17 protein-coding genes and 2 pseudogenes are annotated in these 19,487 nt (G+C 69.4%); 10 read left to right on the top strand and 9 right to left on the bottom strand.

Going from position 1 to position 19,487, the window contains the following annotated elements; all coding sequences use genetic code 11:
• Window positions 1-993 carry an NAD-dependent epimerase/dehydratase family protein gene (locus ACAG26_RS02805; RefSeq protein WP_370479110.1) on the top strand — a complete coding sequence of 331 codons (993 nt, stop codon included), beginning with the start codon at window positions 1-3 and terminating at the stop codon, window positions 991-993.
• Here the strand turns inward: ACAG26_RS02805 and ACAG26_RS02810 are convergent.
• Entirely contained in the window at window positions 990-2,357 is a 1,368-nt protein-coding gene (locus ACAG26_RS02810) for an FAD-binding oxidoreductase (RefSeq protein WP_370479113.1), read from the bottom strand. The genes ACAG26_RS02805 and ACAG26_RS02810 overlap by 4 nt on opposite strands.
• A gap of 145 nt (window positions 2,358-2,502) precedes the next feature.
• Between ACAG26_RS02810 and ACAG26_RS02815 the strand changes: the two are divergent.
• A pseudogene (locus tag ACAG26_RS02815) lies at window positions 2,503-4,440 on the top strand (SEC-C domain-containing protein); the annotation flags it as partial.
• A gap of 247 nt (window positions 4,441-4,687) precedes the next feature.
• The gene (locus ACAG26_RS02820) at window positions 4,688-4,921 is read left to right on the top strand and encodes a hypothetical protein (RefSeq protein ID WP_370479116.1); all 234 of its coding nucleotides are present in this window, start codon (window positions 4,688-4,690) and stop codon (window positions 4,919-4,921) included.
• A 37-nt stretch (window positions 4,922-4,958) separates the two neighbouring features.
• Here the strand turns inward: ACAG26_RS02820 and ACAG26_RS02825 are convergent, their stop codons facing one another.
• Window positions 4,959-5,525, bottom strand: a complete 567-nt coding sequence (locus ACAG26_RS02825; protein WP_370479118.1) for a nuclear transport factor 2 family protein — start codon at window positions 5,523-5,525, stop codon at window positions 4,959-4,961.
• Between the two features lie 168 nt (window positions 5,526-5,693).
• Here ACAG26_RS02825 and ACAG26_RS02830 point away from each other — a divergent pair, with 168 nt between their 5' ends.
• Window positions 5,694-6,845, top strand: a complete 1,152-nt coding sequence (locus tag ACAG26_RS02830) for an FIST N-terminal domain-containing protein (protein ID WP_370479120.1) — start codon at window positions 5,694-5,696, stop codon at window positions 6,843-6,845.
• A gap of 9 nt (window positions 6,846-6,854) precedes the next feature.
• Here ACAG26_RS02830 and ACAG26_RS02835 read toward each other — a convergent pair whose 3' ends face one another.
• Window positions 6,855-8,441 carry an FMN-binding glutamate synthase family protein gene (locus ACAG26_RS02835; protein ID WP_370479122.1) on the bottom strand — a complete coding sequence of 529 codons (1,587 nt, stop codon included), beginning with the start codon at window positions 8,439-8,441 and terminating at the stop codon, window positions 6,855-6,857.
• 331 nt (window positions 8,442-8,772) lie between these two features.
• Here ACAG26_RS02835 and ACAG26_RS02840 point away from each other — a divergent pair, with 331 nt between their 5' ends.
• Window positions 8,773-9,183 carry a hypothetical protein gene (locus tag ACAG26_RS02840; protein ID WP_370479124.1) on the top strand — a complete coding sequence of 137 codons (411 nt, stop codon included), beginning with the start codon at window positions 8,773-8,775 and terminating at the stop codon, window positions 9,181-9,183.
• Window positions 9,184-9,187: 4 nt separating this feature from the next.
• Here ACAG26_RS02840 and ACAG26_RS02845 read toward each other — a convergent pair whose 3' ends face one another.
• Together ACAG26_RS02845 and ACAG26_RS02850 are read right to left on the bottom strand one after the other, a co-directional pair.
• Complete coding sequence (locus ACAG26_RS02845) at window positions 9,188-10,678, bottom strand: bifunctional phosphatase PAP2/diacylglycerol kinase family protein (RefSeq protein ID WP_370479126.1); 1,491 nt, start codon at window positions 10,676-10,678, stop codon at window positions 9,188-9,190.
• A gap of 59 nt (window positions 10,679-10,737) precedes the next feature.
• Window positions 10,738-11,262, bottom strand: a complete 525-nt coding sequence (locus ACAG26_RS02850) for a hypothetical protein (protein WP_370479128.1) — start codon at window positions 11,260-11,262, stop codon at window positions 10,738-10,740.
• A 269-nt stretch (window positions 11,263-11,531) separates the two neighbouring features.
• On the opposite strand from ACAG26_RS02850, the gene ACAG26_RS02855 reads away from it, so the two are divergent.
• Window positions 11,532-11,858 (top strand): hypothetical protein, encoded by a 327-nt coding sequence (locus ACAG26_RS02855; protein WP_370479130.1) that lies wholly within the window; start codon window positions 11,532-11,534, stop codon window positions 11,856-11,858.
• A 76-nt stretch (window positions 11,859-11,934) separates the two neighbouring features.
• Window positions 11,935-12,270, top strand: coding sequence for a hypothetical protein (locus ACAG26_RS02860; protein ID WP_370479132.1), 336 nt, complete (start codon window positions 11,935-11,937; stop codon window positions 12,268-12,270).
• 900 nt (window positions 12,271-13,170) lie between these two features.
• Here ACAG26_RS02860 and ACAG26_RS02865 read toward each other — a convergent pair.
• Window positions 13,171-14,160 carry a hypothetical protein gene (locus ACAG26_RS02865; RefSeq protein WP_370479134.1) on the bottom strand — a complete coding sequence of 330 codons (990 nt, stop codon included), beginning with the start codon at window positions 14,158-14,160 and terminating at the stop codon, window positions 13,171-13,173.
• 170 nt (window positions 14,161-14,330) lie between these two features.
• Here ACAG26_RS02865 and ACAG26_RS02870 point away from each other — a divergent pair, with 170 nt between their 5' ends.
• Window positions 14,331-14,717 carry a hypothetical protein gene (locus ACAG26_RS02870; protein WP_370479136.1) on the top strand — a complete coding sequence of 129 codons (387 nt, stop codon included), beginning with the start codon at window positions 14,331-14,333 and terminating at the stop codon, window positions 14,715-14,717.
• A gap of 42 nt (window positions 14,718-14,759) precedes the next feature.
• Here ACAG26_RS02870 and ACAG26_RS02875 read toward each other — a convergent pair.
• Both ACAG26_RS02875 and ACAG26_RS02880 read right to left on the bottom strand, forming a co-directional pair.
• Window positions 14,760-16,197, bottom strand: a pseudogene (locus ACAG26_RS02875) (NERD domain-containing protein).
• On the bottom strand, window positions 16,197-16,367 hold the full coding sequence (locus tag ACAG26_RS02880) for a hypothetical protein (RefSeq protein ID WP_370479138.1): 171 nt from the start codon (window positions 16,365-16,367) through the stop codon (window positions 16,197-16,199). Before ACAG26_RS02880 ends, ACAG26_RS02875 begins: the two are co-directional and overlap by 1 nt.
• A 270-nt stretch (window positions 16,368-16,637) precedes the next feature.
• Here ACAG26_RS02880 and ACAG26_RS02885 point away from each other — a divergent pair, with 270 nt between their 5' ends.
• On the top strand, window positions 16,638-17,777 hold the full coding sequence (locus tag ACAG26_RS02885) for an HNH endonuclease (RefSeq protein ID WP_370479141.1): 1,140 nt from the start codon (window positions 16,638-16,640) through the stop codon (window positions 17,775-17,777).
• A 122-nt stretch (window positions 17,778-17,899) separates the two neighbouring features.
• Here ACAG26_RS02885 and ACAG26_RS02890 read toward each other — a convergent pair whose 3' ends face one another.
• Window positions 17,900-19,102 carry a helix-turn-helix domain-containing protein gene (locus ACAG26_RS02890; protein WP_370479143.1) on the bottom strand — a complete coding sequence of 401 codons (1,203 nt, stop codon included), beginning with the start codon at window positions 19,100-19,102 and terminating at the stop codon, window positions 17,900-17,902.
• A 47-nt stretch (window positions 19,103-19,149) separates the two neighbouring features.
• On the opposite strand from ACAG26_RS02890, the gene ACAG26_RS02895 reads away from it, so the two are divergent.
• On the top strand, window positions 19,150-19,431 hold the full coding sequence (locus ACAG26_RS02895) for a hypothetical protein (protein ID WP_370479145.1): 282 nt from the start codon (window positions 19,150-19,152) through the stop codon (window positions 19,429-19,431).
• The last annotated feature ends 56 nt before the right edge of the window (window positions 19,432-19,487 follow it).

Here is a 19,487-nt window from a genome sequence, read left to right on the forward strand (position 1 = left end):
ATGCGGGCGCTGGTCACCGGCGGAACCGGGTTCGTGGGGTCGAATCTGGTGGCCGCCTTGATCGAACGCGGCATCCGGGTGCGGGTGCTGCGCCGCCCCACCTCGTCGCCGGCGGCGCTGGCCGGCTTGGACTATGAGACCCGGCTCGGTGACGTCCTGGACGAGGTGGACGCGCTGGCCGCCGCGATGGACGGCTGCGACTGGGTGTTTCACAGCGCCGCGATCGCGGACTATTGGCGCTACCGGCGGCGGGATCGGCTCTACCGCACCAATGTGACGGGCACCCGCCGGGTGGCCGAGGCCGCGCTGCGCGCCGGCGTGCGGCGCTTGGTGTTCACCAGCTCGCTTGCCGCACTGGGGATCCCAGCACCCGGGCGGGCCCTCACCGAAGCCGACCGGTTCAATCTGCGCCCGGGCCAGTTCCCGTACGGGCACAGCAAGTATCTGGCCGAGGAACAGCTGCGCACCGTGGTCGCCGCCGGTTTGCCGGCGGTGACCGTCAACCCGTCGGTGGTCATCGGGCCGCGCGACGTCAACCGCATCGCCGCCGCGATGGTGGTGCAGGCCGCGCGCGGCCGGTTGCGGTTCGCCGCGCCCGGCGGCACCAATTTCGTGTCGGTCGCCGACGTAGTGGCCGGCCACATCGCCGCCGCCGAACGCGGCCGCGTCGGGGAGCGCTACCTGCTGGTCGGTGAGAACCTCAGCTTCCGAGCGGCTTTCGGCACCGTGTGCGACGTCGTCGGCCGGCCCGGGCCGGCGGTGGTGCTGCCGCGGTGGACCATCCCGGTGGCCGCCGCCGCGGTGGGCGCGGCGCGCATCGTGGTCGGTCCCCGACTGCCGATCGACGAAAACCAGATGCGGCTGTCCGCCTGCGGTATCTACGCCGACGGCACCAAGGCCCGCACCGAGCTGGGGGTGCCGCTCACGCCGTTTCGTGCGGCCGTCCAAAGCGCCTACGACTGGTATCGCGACAACGGGTACCTGACCGCTTAATCCCCGCTGCCGGACGCGGGTTCGATGTTGTGGTTGAGCGCGAACCGGTTGTCCGGGTCGAGGCGGGCCTTCAACCGGGCCAACCGCGCGTAGCTGGCGTCACCGAAGCTGGCCCGGATCCGTTCTTGGCCTTCATCGCCGACGAAATTCAGGTATGCGCCGGCCGGACCGAGCGGGCGCAGCACCTCGTAGGCTTGACCGGCCCACGCCGTGCAGCGTTGGGTGTCGGCGGGGTCGGTCCAGGTCGTCATCAGGTGAATGATGTAGGGGTGGTGGCGGGCGCCGACGGCGGTGGCCTCCGGGGCGACACGGCCGGGGAAACCGCCGAGCCGGATCAGGTGCAGCCGGGTCTCGGCGGTGGGGCGGGCCCGGCCGAGCAGGGCGATGCGCCGGATCGCCTCGTCGGATAATTCGGTGAGATACAGCGACTTCCAGTAATTGAGCCAACCGGATTGCGCGGTGTGGTCGATGGCCTGCTGCCACATCGGGTAGCTCACCTGCTGCTGCACCGCCGCCACCGGCGCGGCGCCCGCGTCGGCGACGTCGAGCAGCGCCGCCAGATCGGCCCGGCCGGTGCCGTCGGTCGAGCAGCCCAGGATGGTGACCAGGCGGCGTCCCGCGCTGCTGTCGGTCGACAAGTCGAGGATGGCGGCCAGGTGGTCGGGGGCGTCGTCCATGCGGGTGCGGAAATGTCGCAGGACGGCCTCGGCCGCGGCCTCGTCGTAGCTGCGCACCCCGACCAGAAGGTCGTCAATCGGATGCAGGCGCAGCACAAACTGGGCGACGACGCCGAAGTTGCCGCCGCCGCCACGCAGCCCCCACAGCACCTCGGGGTGCTGCGACTCGCTGACCGACAGCACCTCCCCGCTCGCCACCACCAGGTCGGCGCCGATCAGGTTGTCGCAGGTCAGCCCGTAGGCGCGGGATAGCCAGCCGATGCCGCCGCCGAGGGTGAACCCCGCCACCCCGGTGGTGGACACCACCCCGCCGGGGCAGGCCAGGCCGTACCTGGCGGTGGCTTGGTCCACGTCGCCCCAGGTCGCGCCGGGCCCAACCACCGCGATCCGGCGCTCGGGGTCCACCCGCACCTCGCGCATCAGGGACAGGTCGATGACGACACCGCCGTCGGTGGAGCAGTGCCCGGCCACGCTGTGCCCGCCGCCGCGCACCGCGATCTCGGCCCCGGATTCGACGGCGTAGCGCACCGCGGCGACGATGTCGGCCCGGGAACGGCACAAAAGCAATGCCCGGGGCCGTTTATCGATGAGCCCGTTGAAGACCTGCCGCAGCCGCTCGTAGTCGGCGGTGCCGGGGTATACCGCGTCACCGGCGAAACCGGGCACGGTGGGGGCATCCAGGGGCATCGGGGTCTCCGGGTTCTCTCGCGGGACTGCCCGCGTCAGGCGGCCGCCAGCCAGACCAAACGATCATAGGCACACGCCGGCCACACCGACCGGGCCCGTGGATCGCGCTCTCGCCGCCCGCGCCGCACGGCATAGGGTGGCCGACGTGGCGGAAACGTTCGAGGCGGCGACGACCCTGGAAACACTTCTCACCGAACACGGTCCCCTGCGCAAGGACGATCTCGCCGAGCTGCTGCGGGAGGCCGGCGTGCCCGATCCCGACACCGTGCTGCGCGGCGAACAGTTCGAACTGCACTGCCCGGTGGGTGAATTGGTCGACGAGCGGTTCGTGTGGCTGCCGGCGCTGCTGGCCGGCCGGGTGTTCACCCACCGGCTCGGCGCCGACGAACTGGCCCACGACCTGCTGCTGACGACCCCGGACCTGGACCCGATCACCGCGCTGTGCATGCGGGAGCCCTACCAGCGGCTGGCCGACGGGGCGCCGGTGCAGTTCGCGGTCGCCGACTATGACGACGAGCTGTTCGAGGAGCGTGGTATCCCGCTCGAACTGCTCTACGCCGGCTCGCCGGCGCTGCTGCTGGAGCCGGGCACGCTGGCGGCGCTGGGCGTCGGCGTGGACGATCTGGTCGGGCTGCGGCTGTCCGCGGACGGTCTGGTCGTGGAGCCGGTCGCCGGGGTCGGCGACGGGGCGACGGCCGGCGCACGGCTGGCCGCGACGCTGGAGCCCGACGAGTCGGAATTCTTCGACGCCGCGACCTGGACGGCGTGCCAGGAAGACCCGGCGTTGTTCACCGAGCCGCTGCCGCCGCTGAGCGAAATCGCCGACGGCTGCGGTCTGGCCCGCCGCGAGGCGTGGCTGGCGCCCGCCGGGTTCGACTTCGGCCGCGAGAGTGTGGCGCGTGACTGCGCGCGGCTGGCCGAGCAGCACGATCTCGACGAGGACGACGCGGTCGTGCTGTACGCGCTGCTCCGCGTGTACGACAACATGGAGCGGGAGCTGGTGGCAACCGACGCCGAGGAGGCCGAGCCGCTGGCCGCACCGGACGGGGGCGGCGCGGATCCCGACGCCGACGCGGCCCCGGATCTGCTCAGCGAACTGGGCGCCACGCTCGTCGACCCGCGGCTGGCGGCGGCGCTGGCGGAGGAGACGGACGGCTCCGGTGCGCTGGGGAGGTTCGCGGAGGTCTTGGAAGCCAAGGTTCCGGCCGCGGCCAGGGTGGCGTGCCGCTGGTTGCGCGCGGTGGCGTTGGAGCGCACCGGTGACATCGCCGCCGCCGAACGTGAGCTGCTGGCGGCCGAGGCGATGGACGTCGACTGGCCGCTGCCGCTGCTGGACTTGGCCCGGTTCGCCTCCGACCGCGGCGACGCCGAACACGGGTTGGCGTTACTGCACCGCGCCGAGGCGCCGCCCGATCACCCGCTCGTGGAGCTGTTGCAGCGGTACCGGGTTGAGCCGCGCGGCGATCTGGGCCGCAACGAGCCGTGCTGGTGCGGGTCGGGCCGCAAGTACAAGAAGTGTCATCTCGGGCACGAGCAGCTGCCGCTGTCCGAGCGGGTGGCCTGGCTGTACGCCAAGGCAAGCCAGCACGCGCGGCTGGGCGGCTGGGATGAGCTGCTGATGGCGGTGGCCTACGAACGCGCCCGCCACGCCGACCCCGAGGACACCATCACCGACGCGCTGCTCGACGCCCTGGCCGATCCGCTGGTGATCGACGCGGTGTTGTTCGAGGGCGGCGCGTTCGCGGAGTTCCTCGCGGTGCGGGGGTCGCTGCTACCCGATGACGAGCGGGCGCTGGCGGAGCAATGGGTGCAGGTGGAGCGGTCGGTCTTCGAGATCGAGCGGGTCACCGGCGCGAGTGTTCGGGTGCGCGACGTGCGCACCGGGAATACCCACGAGGTGCAGCGCCCCGTCGGCCGCCGGGTCAAAGCCGGGCAGCTGGTCTGCACCCGAGTGGTGCCCGCCGGCGGGGACGCCATGGTGTGGCTCGGTGGGCTGGAACCCGTTGACCCGGATGACCGCGATGCGCTGATCGCGCTGCTGGACAACGAACCCGATGCGGCGAGGCTGGTGGCGGAGCTGAGCGGCTAGCCTCATCCGCCACATCCGTACCGAATCTCGACCATGACCCGCTGCTGAAATACGGTGGCGCATCCGATACCACCCCGCGGGGCCGCCGCCCGCACCGGCCGCGCAGTATCACCGGTGCTATCCAATTCGGGAAGGTCACATGCCTTCTGACTGACGGCGCCCGCGGGCCGCGCGGCCGGCCCAGACCCGGCCACCGGAACTGAATTGCCCACGTCGGAACTATCAACGCTAGGCTTTCCCCGTGGAGTCGGAGAATTTCAACGAATGCCTCCGAGAACTCCGTGACGTCCGCCGAGCCACCGTCGCCAGCTTTAACGCCCTTCGCGCGGACATCAACGCCCTTCGCGCGGAGATGAACGCGGGGTTCGGGCGCGTTGACGGCTGGTTTGGCGAAATGCACACCAGATTCGATGAACTGCTGGCCGGTCAACAACACATCGTGGAACTCATCCCGCGTCTGCGCGCGCGTCGGTAGATCAGCGCCGCCCGGCGGCGATTTCCAGACCCGACGCTCAGAACACCAACTGGCGGGGCAGCACCGTGGCCGTCGGGCCCCGGTAGGGGTCCAGGTGCGGCGTCCGGGAGGCGACCGGGCGCAGCCGGTCGTTCATCGTGGTCGCCCCGATGTAGCGTTCGAAGATCCGCCAGCCGTGCTCGGCGCGGCGCAGCCGATCGGTCATGGCCGAGTACACCCAGATCCCGGGCAGGTCCTCGGGGGGCTGCTGCACCTGGCCGGTGACCATGCTCGACGCCGGCTCCGTCGAGTAGCGGACCAGCAGGTTGTGGTAGCGGACAACCAGCCCGTCCTCGTCGGCGTCGACGATCGGGTTGGTCGCGATCCGGCTGACCCCGGGCCCGCTGTACGGGTAGGCCTGCTGGAAGAAGCGCCGGATTTCGGTCTGGCCGTGCACGATGCCCTGGGTGTGGAAGATGGTGCTGTCCGGTAGGAAGGCGCCGACCATCGCGTCGATCTCGTAGGCGTCGTACAGCAAGTTGACCCGGTTGATGAAATCAATCGCGGTGCTGCGGTCGGTGACGTCGACGGTGCTGTCGAGCTTGATCGCGGGCAAGCTGGTCATGGACTACCCCTTCCCGTTGGTGGCGCGTTCTTTTTACAGCCTAAACGATCTTGGTTCACCTGTCGTTCACCTAAAGGTGGGCCGCAGTTAACTCACAGCCAGGTGACAGGAGCGCATGGCCGGCGCGCAGCGCGGTTCCGGCGCCCCGCGGCGGCGCATGATGGAAGGGTGCGGATCGGAGTCGGAATCTCCACCGCGCCGAACGCACGACAGGCCGCGGTGGAGGCAGCAACGCAGGCGCGCGACGCGCTCGCCGGCGCGGCGCCGTCGCTGGCCGTGCTGGTCGCCTCGCGCGCCCACACCGCCCAGGCCGACGAGGTGCTGGCCGCCGTGCACGAGATCGCCGCGCCGCCCGCGCTGATCGGCTGCGTCGCCCAGGCGGTCATCGCCGGGCGCCGTGAGATCGAGCACGGGCCTGCGATCGCGGTGTGGCTGGCGGCCGGTCTGACCGCCGAGACGTTCCAGCTGGACTTCGTCCGCACCGAGGCCGGCGGCCTGATCACCGGATATCGGTTCGACCGCGACACCCCCGATCTGCACCTGCTGCTGCCCGACCCGTACACCTTCCCCGCCGAGCTGCTCATCGACCACCTCAACGACGAGCTGCCGGACACCACCGTGGTGGGCGGGCTGGTCAGCGGCGGCCGCGGTCCGGGCGAGACCCGGCTGTTCCGCGATTACGAGGTGCTGGAGTCCGGGCTGGTCGGGGTGCGGCTGCCCGGCGCGCACGGGGTGCCGATCGTGTCGCAGGGCTGCCGGCCGATCGGGCATCCCTACATCGTCACCGGCGCCGACGGCGCGCTGATCACCGAACTCGGCGGGCGGCCGCCGGTGCAGCGGCTGCGCGAGATCGTCGCGACGCTGCCGCCCGAGGAACAGGAACTGATCAGCGCGGGCCTGCAGGTCGGCATCGTCGTCGACGAGCACCTGGCCTCACCCGGACAGGGCGATTTTTTGATCCGCGGGCTGCTCGGCGTGGACCCCACCGCCGAGGCCATCGAGATCGGCGAGATCGTCGAGGTCGGCGCCACCCTGCAGTTCCAGGTCCGCGACGCGGTGGGCGCCGACAAGGATCTGCGGCACACCCTGGAGCGGGCGGCCGCCGAACTGCCCGGCCGCCCGGCCGGGGCGCTGTTGTTCACCTGCAACGGGCGGGGCCGGCGGATGTTCGGGGTCGCCGACCACGACGCGACCACGATCGATGAGCTGCTGGGCGGGATTCCGCTGGCCGGGTTCTTCGCCGCCGGCGAGATCGGCCCGATCGCCGGCCACAACGCGCTGCACGGGTTCACCGCCTCGCTGGCGCTGTTCGTCGACTGAGCCGCCGTCTTAGTGCGGGACGAAGCTGTCGGCGTCGGCGGCCGACCAGTCCGCCAGCCACGATTCGGGCGGCTCGACGAGCAACTGGCCGGGCGATAGCCACTCGTACAGTTCGGCGTAGGACTGCACGATCGACGGCGCGACGCGCTTGCGCAGCATCCGCGGGGACAGCTCCTGCGGGCCGTGCGCGCCCAGCGAGGCGATCATCTGCATGGCCTGATGCACGGTGGCCTGCTGGTAGCGCTGCACCCGCAGGCTCTTGTCGGCGATGTTGAGTGCCCGCGCCCGCTTGGGGTCTTGGGTGGCCACCCCGACCGGGCAGGTGTTGGTGTGGCAGCGCTGGGCCTGGATGCAGCCGACGGCCATCATCATGGCGCGCGCGGCGTTGGTGTAGTCCGCACCCTGGATCAGGCGTTTGACGACGTCGGTGGCGCCGGCCACCTTGCCGCTGGCGCCCAGTTTGATCCGGTCCCGCAGCCCGGTGCCGACCAGCGCGTTGTGCACGGTCATCAACCCGTCGGTCAGCGGCACCCCGACGTGGTCTTCGTATTCCAGCGGCGCGGCCGCGGTGCCGCCCTCGGCGCCGTCGACGATGATGAAATCCGGGGCGGTGCCCTCGGCCAGCATCGCCTTGCAGATCGCCAGGACGTCGGTGCGGGTGCCGACGCACAGTTTGAACCCGGTGGGTTTGCCGTCGGCGAGTTCACGCATTTCGGCGATGAACCGGATCAGCTCGCGGGGGGTGGAAAACACCGAATGGTAGGCGGGGCTGACGCACTTTTGGCCGGCCGGAACCCCGCGGTAACGGGCGATCTCGGCGCTGACTTTCGGCGCCGGCAACACCCCGCCCAGGCCGGGTTTGGCGCCCTGGCTGAGTTTGAGCGACAGGCATTTGACGTGCGGGTGGGCGGCCTTGTCGGCGAACTTGTGCGGGTCGAAGTGGCCGTCGGCGGTGCGGGCGCCGAAGTAGCCCGAGCCGATCTCCCAGACCAGGTCTCCCCCGTTTTCCAGGTGATACGGGGTCAGCCCGCCCTCCCCGGTGTCATGGGCGAACCCGCCGAGTGCCGCGCCCTTGTTCAGCGCGCGAATCGCATTGGCCGACAACGCCCCGAAGCTCATCGCCGACACGTTCAGCAGCGCCATCGAGTACGGCCGGGTGCAGTCCGGCCCGCCGACCAGCACCCGCGGCGGCTGCTCGGGCAGCGGCACCGGCGCCACCGACTGCGCCAGGTATTCGTAGCCGACCTCGTCGATGTCGCGTTCGGTGCCGAAGGCCTGCTCGGCGTGCACCCCCTTGGCGCGTTCGTAGATGATCGAGCGCCGCGACCGGTCGTAGGGGCGCCCGTCGTAGTCGCGTTCGATGAAGTACTGCTGCAGCTCGGGCCGCAGCGCCTCCATCAGATACCGCAGGTGCCCCAGCACCGGGTAGTTGCGCAGCACCGAATGCCGCGGCTGGACAAGGTCATAGAGCCCAACGGCGAACAGCAGCGCGGCCGGGGCGGCCAGCGCCAGCCAGGCCGGCGAGGTGAGCGCGGCGGCCACCCCGGCGAGCAGCGCGACGACGCCGAGGGCGGCAAAGGTGAGGAACCTGTACATGGGTCCTCCGCACACTACCGGGTGGCATCACGCCCGCCGGCGCGCATCGCGGCGCGCCCCGGTGCCGTGAACCCGCTTGATCTCATGCGTCACATCCGCACCGGCCAGGTGGCATAGACCTTTGCCGAAATACGATGGCGCCAGCGATATCAGGGCGCTCCAACCACGCTGTGCTATCGCATGCGCTATCCGTTTTCGGAAGGCACACATTCCTCCCCCAGATGCTGGTGAGGCTGGTGTGATTCAGCGGGATACGCTGCGACCGTCTGGCGGCCGACATGGAATGAGGTGACGCAGTTCCGGGACCGCGGCGCGGGCGTAGGCTGCCGGCATGCCGCCGGAGAACCTTGAGGCCCGCGTCTCGGCGCTGGAGACCCAAGTGCGGGACCTCGCCGGGCAGGTGCGCGCCACCAAACAGGACGCCGCCGCTGCCCGAGTACTGGCCGGCGCCGCCGACCGCGACGTCACCGAGATCCGGGGCGAACTCCGCGACTTCCGACAGGCCACCACCCTGAGCTTCAACGCGCTGCGCCAGGACATGCTCGACCTGCGCCAGGACATGAACGATGGTTTTCGGCGGGTCGACGAGAAGTTCGCACGGGTCGACGACAAGTTCGCCCTGGTCGACAACGGCTTCGCCGAAATGCGGGCGAAGTTCGACGTGACCGCCGCCGGGCAGCAGCGCATCGTCGAGTTGATTCAAACCGTCATCGACGCGCAAGGCGACAAAGGCTCGACCTGAGCGGTCACGGGAGCTGGCTAAACACCGGCAGCACCCGGTAGCGGACCCGGAAGCTGGCGTGCTGGTAGCGCCCGCCGACCTCGCCGTCGTGGGCCAGCGCGGTGGGCCCGTCCAGCGCCATGAAGCTGAACTCCGGGACGTGGAACTCGTGATACAGCGGGCTGCGTTCCAGCTGCCCCAGCAGCAGCGCGGTCATCACCCGCAGCTTGCTGAACCGCCGCCCGGTCTCCAGGATCCGCACGTCGATCAGCCCGTCGTCGAGGCGGTTGCGGTACGCGGGGGCGAACCCGGACGGGGCATACGACGAGTTGCCCAGGAAGAACAGGCCGGTCTGCACGGTGGTGTTGTCGTAGCGGATGCGCACCGGCTTTTCGTGCCGCAGCGTCTGCCACATGGCGTAGGCCGCCGCCAACGGTTTGCCGACCTTGTGCTCGAGGCGTTCCCGGGTCTGCACTAGCCGCGGGTAGTCGCCGATGCTGGCGGTGTTGATGACCAGCCGGGAATCGTTGAGGCACACCAGGTCCACGCACGACACCGAGCCCTCCCGGATGGCGCGCACGGTTTTGCCGACCCGGTCACAGCCGATGTCCTTGGCGAAGTGGTTCAACGTGCCGGCCGGGAACACCGCCAGCGGACGGCCGGTGTCCACCGCGACCGCGGCCGCGCACGCCACCGTGCCGTCACCGCCGCCGATGCCCAGCACCTCGGCGCGCGCGGCCGCGTCGCGCAGCACCTGCTCCAGGTCGTCGTCGCCGTCGATTTCGACGATCTCGGCGCGGGGCAGTTCCTCGCGGACCTGGTCGATCACCCGGGCGCCGGTGCCGCTGCCGGCGGCGGGGTTGACCACCAGCACCACCCCGGCGCCGTCCGGGCGTGGCGGGGTGTCGACGTGCAGCGGGTCGGCGCTGGGCAGCCGGCGGTCGACGATCGGCGGCACCAGCCGCCCGCCCAGCCCGGCGATCGCCGCGCCGATCCCGAACCCGGCCAGCACGTCGCCGGGATAGTGCGCGCCGGTCGCCACCCGGGAGAACCCGACCAGGCCGGCCAGCGCCGCCAGCAGCAAACCCAGCGTCGGGTTCTCCAGCCCCACACCGACGGTGAAGGCGGCGGCGCTGGCCGAATGCCCGGACGGCATCGAATACGACGTGGGGTAGCACAGCAGCCGCCGCGCCGCGGGCACCGACCCGAACACCGGCCGCTGGCGCCGCCACACCCGTTTGGCCAGCTGGTTGGTGATCAGGCTGGTCACGCCCAGGCTGAGCACGCCGCGGCCGGCGCCGCGGCGCACCGAGCGGTTGCCGGTCACCGCCATCACCGCGGCGATCGCCAGCCACAGCTTGCTGTGGTCGGCGGCGCGGGTCAGCGCCGGCATGGCGGTGTCCAGGACCGGGCCGTGCGAGGTGGCGACCGCCTCGAACACCTCGGTGTCCAGGGCGCCGAGGCCCGCGGCGATCTGGCGGATTCCGCGCGACGAGTGCGGCAGCTGACGGGGCATGAACGATAACTTAGGTGCTGCGCGGTGGGGCGCGCAGCGATCCGGATCAAGCGAGGGTGCTAGTTCTCAGTCCTCGGCGTGCTGCACCGGGCTGGGAACGGACGATAAAGCTGGTCTCCGGCAACGTATCCGAGGGCGCCGGCGAGCACGGCGAACTTGAGCAGGGCCGCGGCCCGGGCCCGGCGCGCGTGGACACCCACGCGGGTGCGGCTGAGCACCTTCAGCAGCGCGACGCCCTCCACCGCATCGGCGGCGACGGCGACAGCCACCGCGGCGGGCAGGGCGGCCGGGTGGCCGCGGCGTCGACGCGCCCGGTCGACCAGCAGCGCGGTGAGCGCGCCGTAGCTGGTCATATAGCCGAAATCCAGCCACAGCGATAGCTGCGCGGCCCGCTGGCCGGCACGGCCCCACCGGTTCATGATGTCCTCGGCCCGAACGGTGTTGCCGGCCAACTCAAATGAGATGATGCCCGGGCCGCCACCGGCGCGCACGCGTCGTTCCACCGCGAGCATCACCGCGGTGTAGCCGAGGAAGCTTACCGTGGCCGTCGCGAGTCGACGCGCACCGAGCTGCTCGCCCACCATGGCCGCTCCCTCCCGGTCCCGCGAACTCCGCCCAGTGTGCCCGCCCGAGCCGGGCGCTGCGCCCACTCCGCCGCGATCCGTGCCACCACGCCTGCCACGGCCTCCCCGGCCTGGTCTGGACATCCGGCTGGTCAGCTTCGGCAGCGTGCATCCCTCGCTGCGGGCGATCGCCGACCGGTGGGGGTAGATCGATTACGCCGCCTTCGCCGGCTGTGGATGGGGCGACGAGACAAAGTTCGCCAACCGCGGCAGCGGCGTAGGCTGCCGCCATGCCACCGGAGAACCTCGAGTCCCGTGTCACCCAGCTCGAGGGGCAGGTGCGCGAGTTGCGCGGTCGGGTACGCGCCAGTGAGCGCGACGCGGCGGCTGCCCGGGTGCTCGCGGGCGGAGCTGACCGCGACGTCGGCGAGGTCCGCGACGAGGTCCGGGACTTCCGCACCGCCACAATCGCCAGCTTCAATGCGCTGCGGGAGGACATGATCGACATGCGGCAGGAGATGCGCGCCAAGTTCGACCTGACCGCGGCCGGGCAACAGCGCATCGTCGAGCTGATCCAAACGGTCATCGACGCCCAAGGCGGCAAAGACTCCGCCTGAGCGGTCCCGCCGAGCCCCGATCGTTGTCGGTGCCTGCTGGCAGCATGCCGAGTATCGGGACGGCGAAGGAGCAGCCATGAGTCGGAGACGCGATCAGTCCGGCGGCGGCGGTGGCGCGGCCATCATCGGTGTGCTGTGCCTGATCGGGCTGATCATCAAGTTCATCTGGTGGATCCTGGGCGCGCTCGCCGTCGTTGCCGTAGTCATTCTCGCTAGGGCTCTGATCCGACACCACCGAGCCACCGTCGTGGCCCGCGCGCACCGTCGCGCGCAGATCGCGGCCCGGGCCAACCAACAGCACGCCTGGGTATTACAGGGCGACGACCGCGGCGTCTACGGACCCGACGGTGCCGCGCTGATGCAGGAGATCAACGGCTGGTCTGGGGCGGTGCGGCGGGCTGCGGCGGCATGAAGGCCGACCGTGCTGTCTTGGTGCGTCCCGGCGCTGTGGACTTGCGGGGTCTCACCCGTCACATGCGCACCGACAAGGTGGCATGTATGTCTGTCGAAATACGATGGCGCCGGCGATATCACGGTGCGCCAACCGTGCTGTGCTATCGCATGCGCTATCCGTTTTCGGAAGGCACACATCCTTCCCCCAGATGCTGGTGAGGCTGGTGTGATTCAGCGGGATACGCTGGGACCGCCGGGGACCCCGCCCGCTATACCGCCGACACTCACTATCGGTGGGTGCTGCATCGCCTGTGGATTGCGGTCGGAAATGAAGCGCTGGCGTATGCCACAGCCACACGCAGGTCGGTCCGCGAGAATCGACTCTGGGCGAATTTGTATGACCTGCGTAACCATCTTGCGCATTCGCGCCTTCCGGACATCGACGAAGCACTCATCCAGCGGTTCTCCTGGACGCGTACAGACTCACTCCGATCGGCCGTCCAAGCGGTGATCCGGCCGATACATTGAAGCTCGGCCGCTAGCCCCTGTGCCGTAAACCCACGGGATCTCATGCGTCACATGCGCACCGGTCAGGGGACATATACCTTCACCGAAATATGATGGCGCGGGCTATATCACGGCGCACCAACCGCGCTGTGCTATCGCATGCGCTATCCGTTTCCGGAAGGCACCCATTCCTCCTCCAGATGCCGGTGAGACTGGTGTGATTCGGCGGAATACGCCGGGACCGTTGGGGCCTTTTACGAGCGGCACGGCTTCGTACGGGCATCCGAGCATCCGCTTCGGCTTTACCGGCGCATCAAGGACATTCGCGTCAGCCTCGATTCCGCCGCGGAGCGATGATCTGCCTGGGCCTGAGCTCCGTCCGGCCCCCGGTGATGCCGCAGCCGGCGGCGACTCACGCCGATTGCGCCGGCCGGGTGCGCAACTCGCGGCAGGCCGCCGCGAACCGGTCCCACTCGGCGGCGGTGGGCCGGGTCCCGCCGTTGACCGCCGCGTCCGAGCTGACGACCAGCCCGGGCGCCAACGGGTCCAGCAGCTTGAAGAGTTCGGCGATGTGGCCGGCCGGGCTGTCGGCGAAGCTCTGGTACACGCGTTTGCGGATCCAGGCGCGGGCGCTGTCCGCGCCGGCGGCCAGGTCCAACTCGGGCAACCGCAGCGCCCGCCCGCACCGCTCGGCCTGCTGCTCGAAGCCATCGCCCCACGACTCGGTCTGCCAGCCGGGCCACAGGCCGGCCAGCTCCCGGCAGATGCCCAACTCGTCGGCGGTGTGCCACTCACCCATCGTCTGGCGGCCGACATCGATGTGGACACCGCCTTCCGGGTGGGTGCGCAAGGTCATGCGGGTCAACCCGCGGCCGGGAAGCTTATCCAGCAGCGCCGGACCGTGCCAGGCCTGACTGAACGTCCACCGCAGCGGCCACAGCCGCAGCCGCCCGCCGGCATCGACGACCGACACCACCTGGCACAGCGCCGACCGATTCGCGGTCAACTTGGTGGTCGGGTCGACGGGCCGCGGGTCATCGCGCCAGACGGCGCCGACATACCCGGCCAACTCCGCCGGGCCGTCATAGGCCCAGCCCACCGCGTACCCCGGCCAGACGGCCCCGAGCACCGCCAGCATCGCGCGACGCTCGGCCATGGTGACCATCAGCTCGTCACCGAAGAACAGCAGCCGGCGCCGGTCGAGATCGATCAGCGCCCCGCCGTCAGCCCAGACCGGGCTCACCCACTCGTTTTTGGGGCAGGCCCGCAGCGACGCCACGTAGCGCAGCGCCAACTCCGGCCCGCCGATCAGCGCGTCAAGCATCCGGCAGCCCGCCCAGTGCGCGTAATACAACCGCCAGTCCTGGTCTGCGACAACGACGAAGTTCGCCCGGTTTCCCATATCCGTCCCCCGTTCGGTTGGCGGCGAGTCTGCTCAGCGCCGTCGAGATCCGGTAGTCACCCCATCCGCGGGCGTGTGGATTCACCCGTCGATCTGGGGTCCGCAGCGGGCGGGGCTTGGGGATGAAATGACGCGGTTCCGGTACCGCGACGCGGGCGTAGGCTGCCGGCATGCCGCCGGAGAACCTTGAGGCCCGCGTCACGGTGCTCGAGACCCAAGTGCGTGACCTCGCCGGGCAAGTGCGAGCCACCAAACAGGACGCCGCCGCCCGCGTCCTGGCCGGCGCCGCCGACCGCGACGTCAACGAGATCCGGGACGAACTTCGCGACTTCCGGCAGGCCACCACCGCCAGCTTCAACGCACTGCGCCAGGATTTGAACGACGGTTTTCGGCGGGTCGGCGAAGGGTTCGCGCGGATCGACGAGAAGTTCGCCCTGGTCGACAGCGGCTTCGCCGAAATGCGGGCGAAGTTCGACATGACCGCCGCCGGGCAGCAGCGCATCGTCGAGCTGATCCAAACCGTCATCGACGCCCAAGGCGACAAAGGTTCGGCCTGAGCGGCCCTGCCTGTGGACACGCACCGCTGATGGCGCGGATGTTCACAACCCGAGCCGCCGGGCCAGATCCGGCCCGCCGACCTCGGCGAGGAACTCCGGGTCTCCGCACACCACCAGTTGATCCCGGGCGCGAGACAGCCCGACATACAGGCGTTCTCGGGAGCGTTCGAACGCGCCGGACTCGTTGACGACCAGCACGACCGCGCGGCGCTCCAGGCCCTTGAAGCCGAGCACGTGGCCGTAGAACACCTGCTCGGTGTCCCAGAAGCTGTCCCAGTAGGCCTGGTTGCCGTCGGCTTGGCGGGCCACCTGTTCGGGATGGCGGCTGCCGGTGGTCAACAGCGCCACATCCTCGGGGCGCCAGCCCTCCTCGAGCAGCGACTCGACCTGATCGTCGCCGACATCGAGCGCCTCGCCGCGCGCGCACGCCACGAACCGCACCTCGGGGCCCTCGCCGCCCAGGAAGCGCATCGGCTGATCGACCAACGGTTGAAAGGCGGTGGCGATCTGGCGGGTGTTGCGCAGGTTGTGATCCAGGATCAGCGGGACCAGCGGCACCGGCGGGGCGCCGTGCCGATCGAACACCCGTTGGCCTTCGTCGGTGAACACGAACAGCCCACCGCCCTCGGGGTCGCGCAGCGACGCGGGGATCGGCTCCCACCACGAGTCGGCGAAGTCTTGGGCCTCATCGATCACCACCGAATCGAAGCGCTGCCCGGGCGGCAGACCGGCGGCCAGCTCGGCCATCTGGCGAGGCAGGTCGTGTTCCCAGTGGCAGGAAGGTTTTGCCGCTGCCGGCTCCCCCGCGCACCTCCACCCGGGGCAGCAGCCGGATCGCGTCGAGGATGACGGCCTGATGTTCGGTGAGCACGTCGGCGGCGTCCTCGTTGCCCAGGGCGCGGGCGACGATGTCGCGTTGCGGTAATCCGCGCCCGCTCAACGTGGTTTGCAGCTGGTGAATGCCGGTCTGGTCCAGCAGCGGGCGGTCGAGCTCCTGGCCGATCAGTACCTGGCGTAGCCGGTCGGCCAGCTGAGGCAGATCGGTGCGGTCGATAACCTTCCAGCGCGGGCACTCCGGCAGGCCGAAGTCGGCCGGAAGCTCGGTGTGCGGCAGCACGACGACGTGATCCCAGCGCAGCCGGCCCTGCGTCCAGCGCGGATCGGACTCGACGAAGTCGCGCAGCGCATAGCAGGCGCCGCGGGCCTGGCGCACCGGCTCGATTGGGGTTGGCGTACCGCCTCGGTCTTGCCACCAGCCGGTGCCGTCGTGCCAGACGTCGCCACCTTTGACCTCGATGCACACGATGCCGGCGCCCTCGATGGCGACCACGATGTCGACCTCGTGATCCTTGAGATGGTCGGTGACGCGCTGGCCGGCGATGATGAGGTCACCGTCCTGGAGCTGCTGGTCCAACCGCTGCCAGACCCGCGCCTCGGCGCTGCTGCCGAAGCGCGGGGTGTCCGGGTGTCGGCTTGGCATCAGCGGACCCTAGTCGAAGGTGCGGGGTTGGCGTCGGCGGTTTCCAGCCACAACCGGTTGCCGAAACCGCCCCGCTCGCAGCGCTTCTTGGCCGCGAGGGCAATGATGTCGTCGACGGTGGCGTCGTGCAGGCCGGCCAGCGCGGCGAGCACCTCCAGCATGTCGGCCATCTCGGTGAGCGCTTCCGCGGCGGTCGGTGCGTTGCGCAGCTCTGCGGCCTCCTCCAGCAGCTTGTCGTGCAGCGCGGTGGCGTAGGTGTCGGCGTCCAGCGCGCGAACCTCGGGGACGCGGCCGGATTAGCGGATGAGGCCGGGAATGTTGTCCCGCACGAGCTTGCCTATGGGTGTCGGCGCCTCCTGCGATACTGCGGTTTGTGTCTTTCTACCGCCGGGGTCCGACAGCGCGGGCCGTTCGGCGCCGTGTCGGCTTCGGGAGTTGTCGTGGCTGACGGGCTGATCGACCCGCTGCTGCTGGGTCAGCGGGTGGTGGCCGTTCTGGAGACCGGGCTGCGCACCGCCACCTACAAGCTGGCCACGCTGACCGCGCTGATCGATCAGTGCATAGAACATCTCCCGGATATGCCCGACGCGCCGTTGACGGTGCCTATCCCCGACCTGGCGCACCGGGTCCTGGAGATCTACTGGCGGCAGGTACGGCTGTTCGACGGCCACGAGTTGCGCCAGTCCACCCAGCCCCGCGCCCGCATTCTCGCCGCCGCCAGCGCGTTTCGCGTCGCGGCGGGTGTCGTCCATGGCGGCGCAGCGCTGGAGGTCGCGATGGTGCGGGCGCCCGGGGCATACCGGGCGGCGATCGACGAGATCACGCTGTGCCTGGCCCAGCAGCCGTTGCACCGACTGCAACATCTTCCGGGCGGCAGCACCGATCCGTTCCTCTATGACGACGCGTTTCTGCACGACCACCTTTCGCGGGCCGCCTTGCGCGCCCGGGGCGACGCCATTGAGCTCAAGCCGGGTGTCGCCCACGCACTGGCGCGGCTGGCCGGGCTGCTCAAGCCGGCGCTGGAGATCATGTGGGTCGACGACGTACGCCGGATGAACAAGTTCCTCGACGCCGAGTTGCCCGACGTCGCCGGACACCTGTTCGGCCGGGAACGGATCTCGCTGGCGGCCGTGCGGGAACCGTTCAAGGATGCGTTCGGGGCGCGGTGCTTCTACTGCGACACCGACCTGCGTGCGGACAACCCGATTGACCACGTGCTGCCCTGGTCGCTGGTCGGGATCGACGGGCTGGCCAACCTGGTGCTGGCCTGCCCGCGATGCAACGGCGACAAACGCCATGCGTTGCCATCGGTCGAGATCGTCAACCGAGCACTCGGGCGCGATCGCGGCGTGCTGGAGCAGATCGCCACCGATATCGACTGGCCCACCCAGTACGAGCGGGTGGTCGCCGCCGCCCGCGGCGTTTATCGGGGACAGGCGTCCGGTATGCCGACGTGGGCGGGGTATCGGCAGAGCACACGGCTGGATATCAGTCTTCCGCAGTGGTGGGTTCGGGCGGGCGTTGGTGACTGGCACGAGCATGGCTATGGATGGCGCAACATGGATCGGCCGGACTTATGACTTGCAAATCGCCTATTCGGAGCTGCTTTTGGCCGTTGCGAGCACGCTGTCGGCACGACGTCGGTACGGCCAACATCACCCCCGCGCGCCGCGTTCGCGCTGCGACGCGATGGACCGCGACGTTAGCTACGAGGCTGGAGGTGTTGCCAGTTCGGGTGTGTATGTACACCCAATGACCGCAACAGCCGCAACACAAGTCGTGCCGTGACTTTGTCAGGCTCCGCATCAAGCTCGTTGAACATGGCCTCGGTCGCCCGTCCATATGTGGCTTCCGTGTACGTCGGTCCCGGATCGCCCCACTGATCTACCGCTTTGATCGATGTCGCCCCGTTAAGACCGTTTACTACGACAGCAATCTGCCAGCCACCGTAGTAGCTGTACTTTCTCCCGACCTGGGCTGTAAGCCGCACTACGAGTTCAACGTTGCCCACAATCAAGTCATCCAAGACTACCTTGACGTCTGGTGGCCGCGGGTTGACATTGGCGAAACTTCTTGTATCGGTTGGCCGCTCGGAGATGAGCCCTATCCGACCAGATTCATTGAAGGTTACTTCTGCAGTCCGCTGCTGGCCCGACCCGATAGGCTCGCCACTCGTGGTCAAAGCGACTCCATTCGGCCTTCGCTGAGGTCGAAGGGGCGATGCTAGAGAGGGCGAGTAGCCATGCTGCCGGTTGGTGACGGCACTCAACACCAATGCGCGGACCTCATCGTTCCAGCTGGGGTGAGCACTTAGACTCTCGAGGAAGTCGGTGGTGGAGGACAGGGGCTCGGCCACCACAGCAACCAGCGACTGTTCGGGCGCTGCGCCTTCCAGAACAGCTTCCGCGTCCGCAATAAGATCAGAACGTGTTTCGACTCGGCGCTGGTGAAAGCGGAAGACCTCCTGATCCGACAATCTGAAGTTGGTCTTGTCTCCCCTGGCGTAATAGCGCCCATCAACCATGTGAGGTGCCCGTGGCGAAGCGGGAACGGAGACCGCGAGGACGCCCAATTCAGGGTCGTTCGCAGTTCTGAGCAGTCTGGTTGTCACAGAGACGGGCTCGCTAACGGCCATCAACCCTACCTGCTCCACACGCTCGGCTAACCCATTCAACGAAATAGGGTTGATCGCCACGGGCGGACCTTCATCAACACCAATGAGAACTAGCCCACCGTCGATGGCGAACGCCGCAATGTCTTTCGCGATGTCCCTGGTCGCACTCTGCGCCGAGCTCAGTTCGCGCTTGAGGTCGAGAAAGTGGTTCTCCTCAACCAGCCCATTCTTGATCGCGGTTTCGACCTCTTCCAAGGTCGTCGGCCGCCATCCGGCACCTGGATTTGTCATCGCCCTCCCTGCCCGTCGCCACCCACCCTAGCTAAGAACGCCACGCGTTGCCGTCGCTGGAGATCGTCGACCGGGTGCTTGGCCGCGACCGCGACGTGCTGGAGCAGATCGCCGCCGACATCGGCTGGCCCACCCAGTACCAGCGGGTGATCGTCGCTGCCCGCGGGCTCTACCGCGGGGGTGCCCAGCGTGCCGACCTGGTCGGGGTACCGTCAGACGACGCGCCTGGACATCACACCCACAGTGGTGGATCCGGGTGGGTGTCAGTACCGCGCCGCATGTCGGGTGATGCCGCCAGTCGGAAGGGAGCTGCGCAGCTGCCGCAATGAACTCGAACTGGTCTGACATCGGAAGGGAGCTGCGCAGCTGCCGCAATGAACTCGAA

The sequence above is a fragment of the Mycobacterium sp. pUA109 genome (assembly GCF_041287095.1).
In the GTDB taxonomy this organism is placed as follows: Bacteria; Actinomycetota; Actinomycetes; order Mycobacteriales; family Mycobacteriaceae; genus Mycobacterium.

Excerpts from the sequence above, each read along its gene's own strand:
- ACAG26_RS02805 (WP_370479110.1), top strand. The coding sequence starts at position 1 with ATGCGGGCGCTGGTCACCGGCGGAACCGGGTTCGTGGGGTCGAATCTG.
- ACAG26_RS02810 (WP_370479113.1), bottom strand. The coding sequence starts at position 2,357 with ATGCCCCTGGATGCCCCCACCGTGCCCGGTTTCGCCGGTGACGCGGTA.
- ACAG26_RS02825 (WP_370479118.1), bottom strand. The coding sequence starts at position 5,525 with ATGACCAGCTTGCCCGCGATCAAGCTCGACAGCACCGTCGACGTCACC.
- ACAG26_RS02835 (WP_370479122.1), bottom strand. The coding sequence starts at position 8,441 with ATGTACAGGTTCCTCACCTTTGCCGCCCTCGGCGTCGTCGCGCTGCTC.
- ACAG26_RS02840 (WP_370479124.1), top strand. The coding sequence starts at position 8,773 with ATGCCGCCGGAGAACCTTGAGGCCCGCGTCTCGGCGCTGGAGACCCAA.
- ACAG26_RS02845 (WP_370479126.1), bottom strand. The coding sequence starts at position 10,678 with ATGCCCCGTCAGCTGCCGCACTCGTCGCGCGGAATCCGCCAGATCGCC.
- ACAG26_RS02850 (WP_370479128.1), bottom strand. The coding sequence starts at position 11,262 with ATGGTGGGCGAGCAGCTCGGTGCGCGTCGACTCGCGACGGCCACGGTA.
- ACAG26_RS02855 (WP_370479130.1), top strand. The coding sequence starts at position 11,532 with ATGCCACCGGAGAACCTCGAGTCCCGTGTCACCCAGCTCGAGGGGCAG.
- ACAG26_RS02860 (WP_370479132.1), top strand. The coding sequence starts at position 11,935 with ATGAGTCGGAGACGCGATCAGTCCGGCGGCGGCGGTGGCGCGGCCATC.
- ACAG26_RS02865 (WP_370479134.1), bottom strand. The coding sequence starts at position 14,160 with ATGGGAAACCGGGCGAACTTCGTCGTTGTCGCAGACCAGGACTGGCGG.
- ACAG26_RS02870 (WP_370479136.1), top strand. The coding sequence starts at position 14,331 with ATGCCGCCGGAGAACCTTGAGGCCCGCGTCACGGTGCTCGAGACCCAA.
- ACAG26_RS02880 (WP_370479138.1), bottom strand. The coding sequence starts at position 16,367 with ATGGCCGACATGCTGGAGGTGCTCGCCGCGCTGGCCGGCCTGCACGAC.
- ACAG26_RS02890 (WP_370479143.1), bottom strand. The coding sequence starts at position 19,102 with ATGACAAATCCAGGTGCCGGATGGCGGCCGACGACCTTGGAAGAGGTC.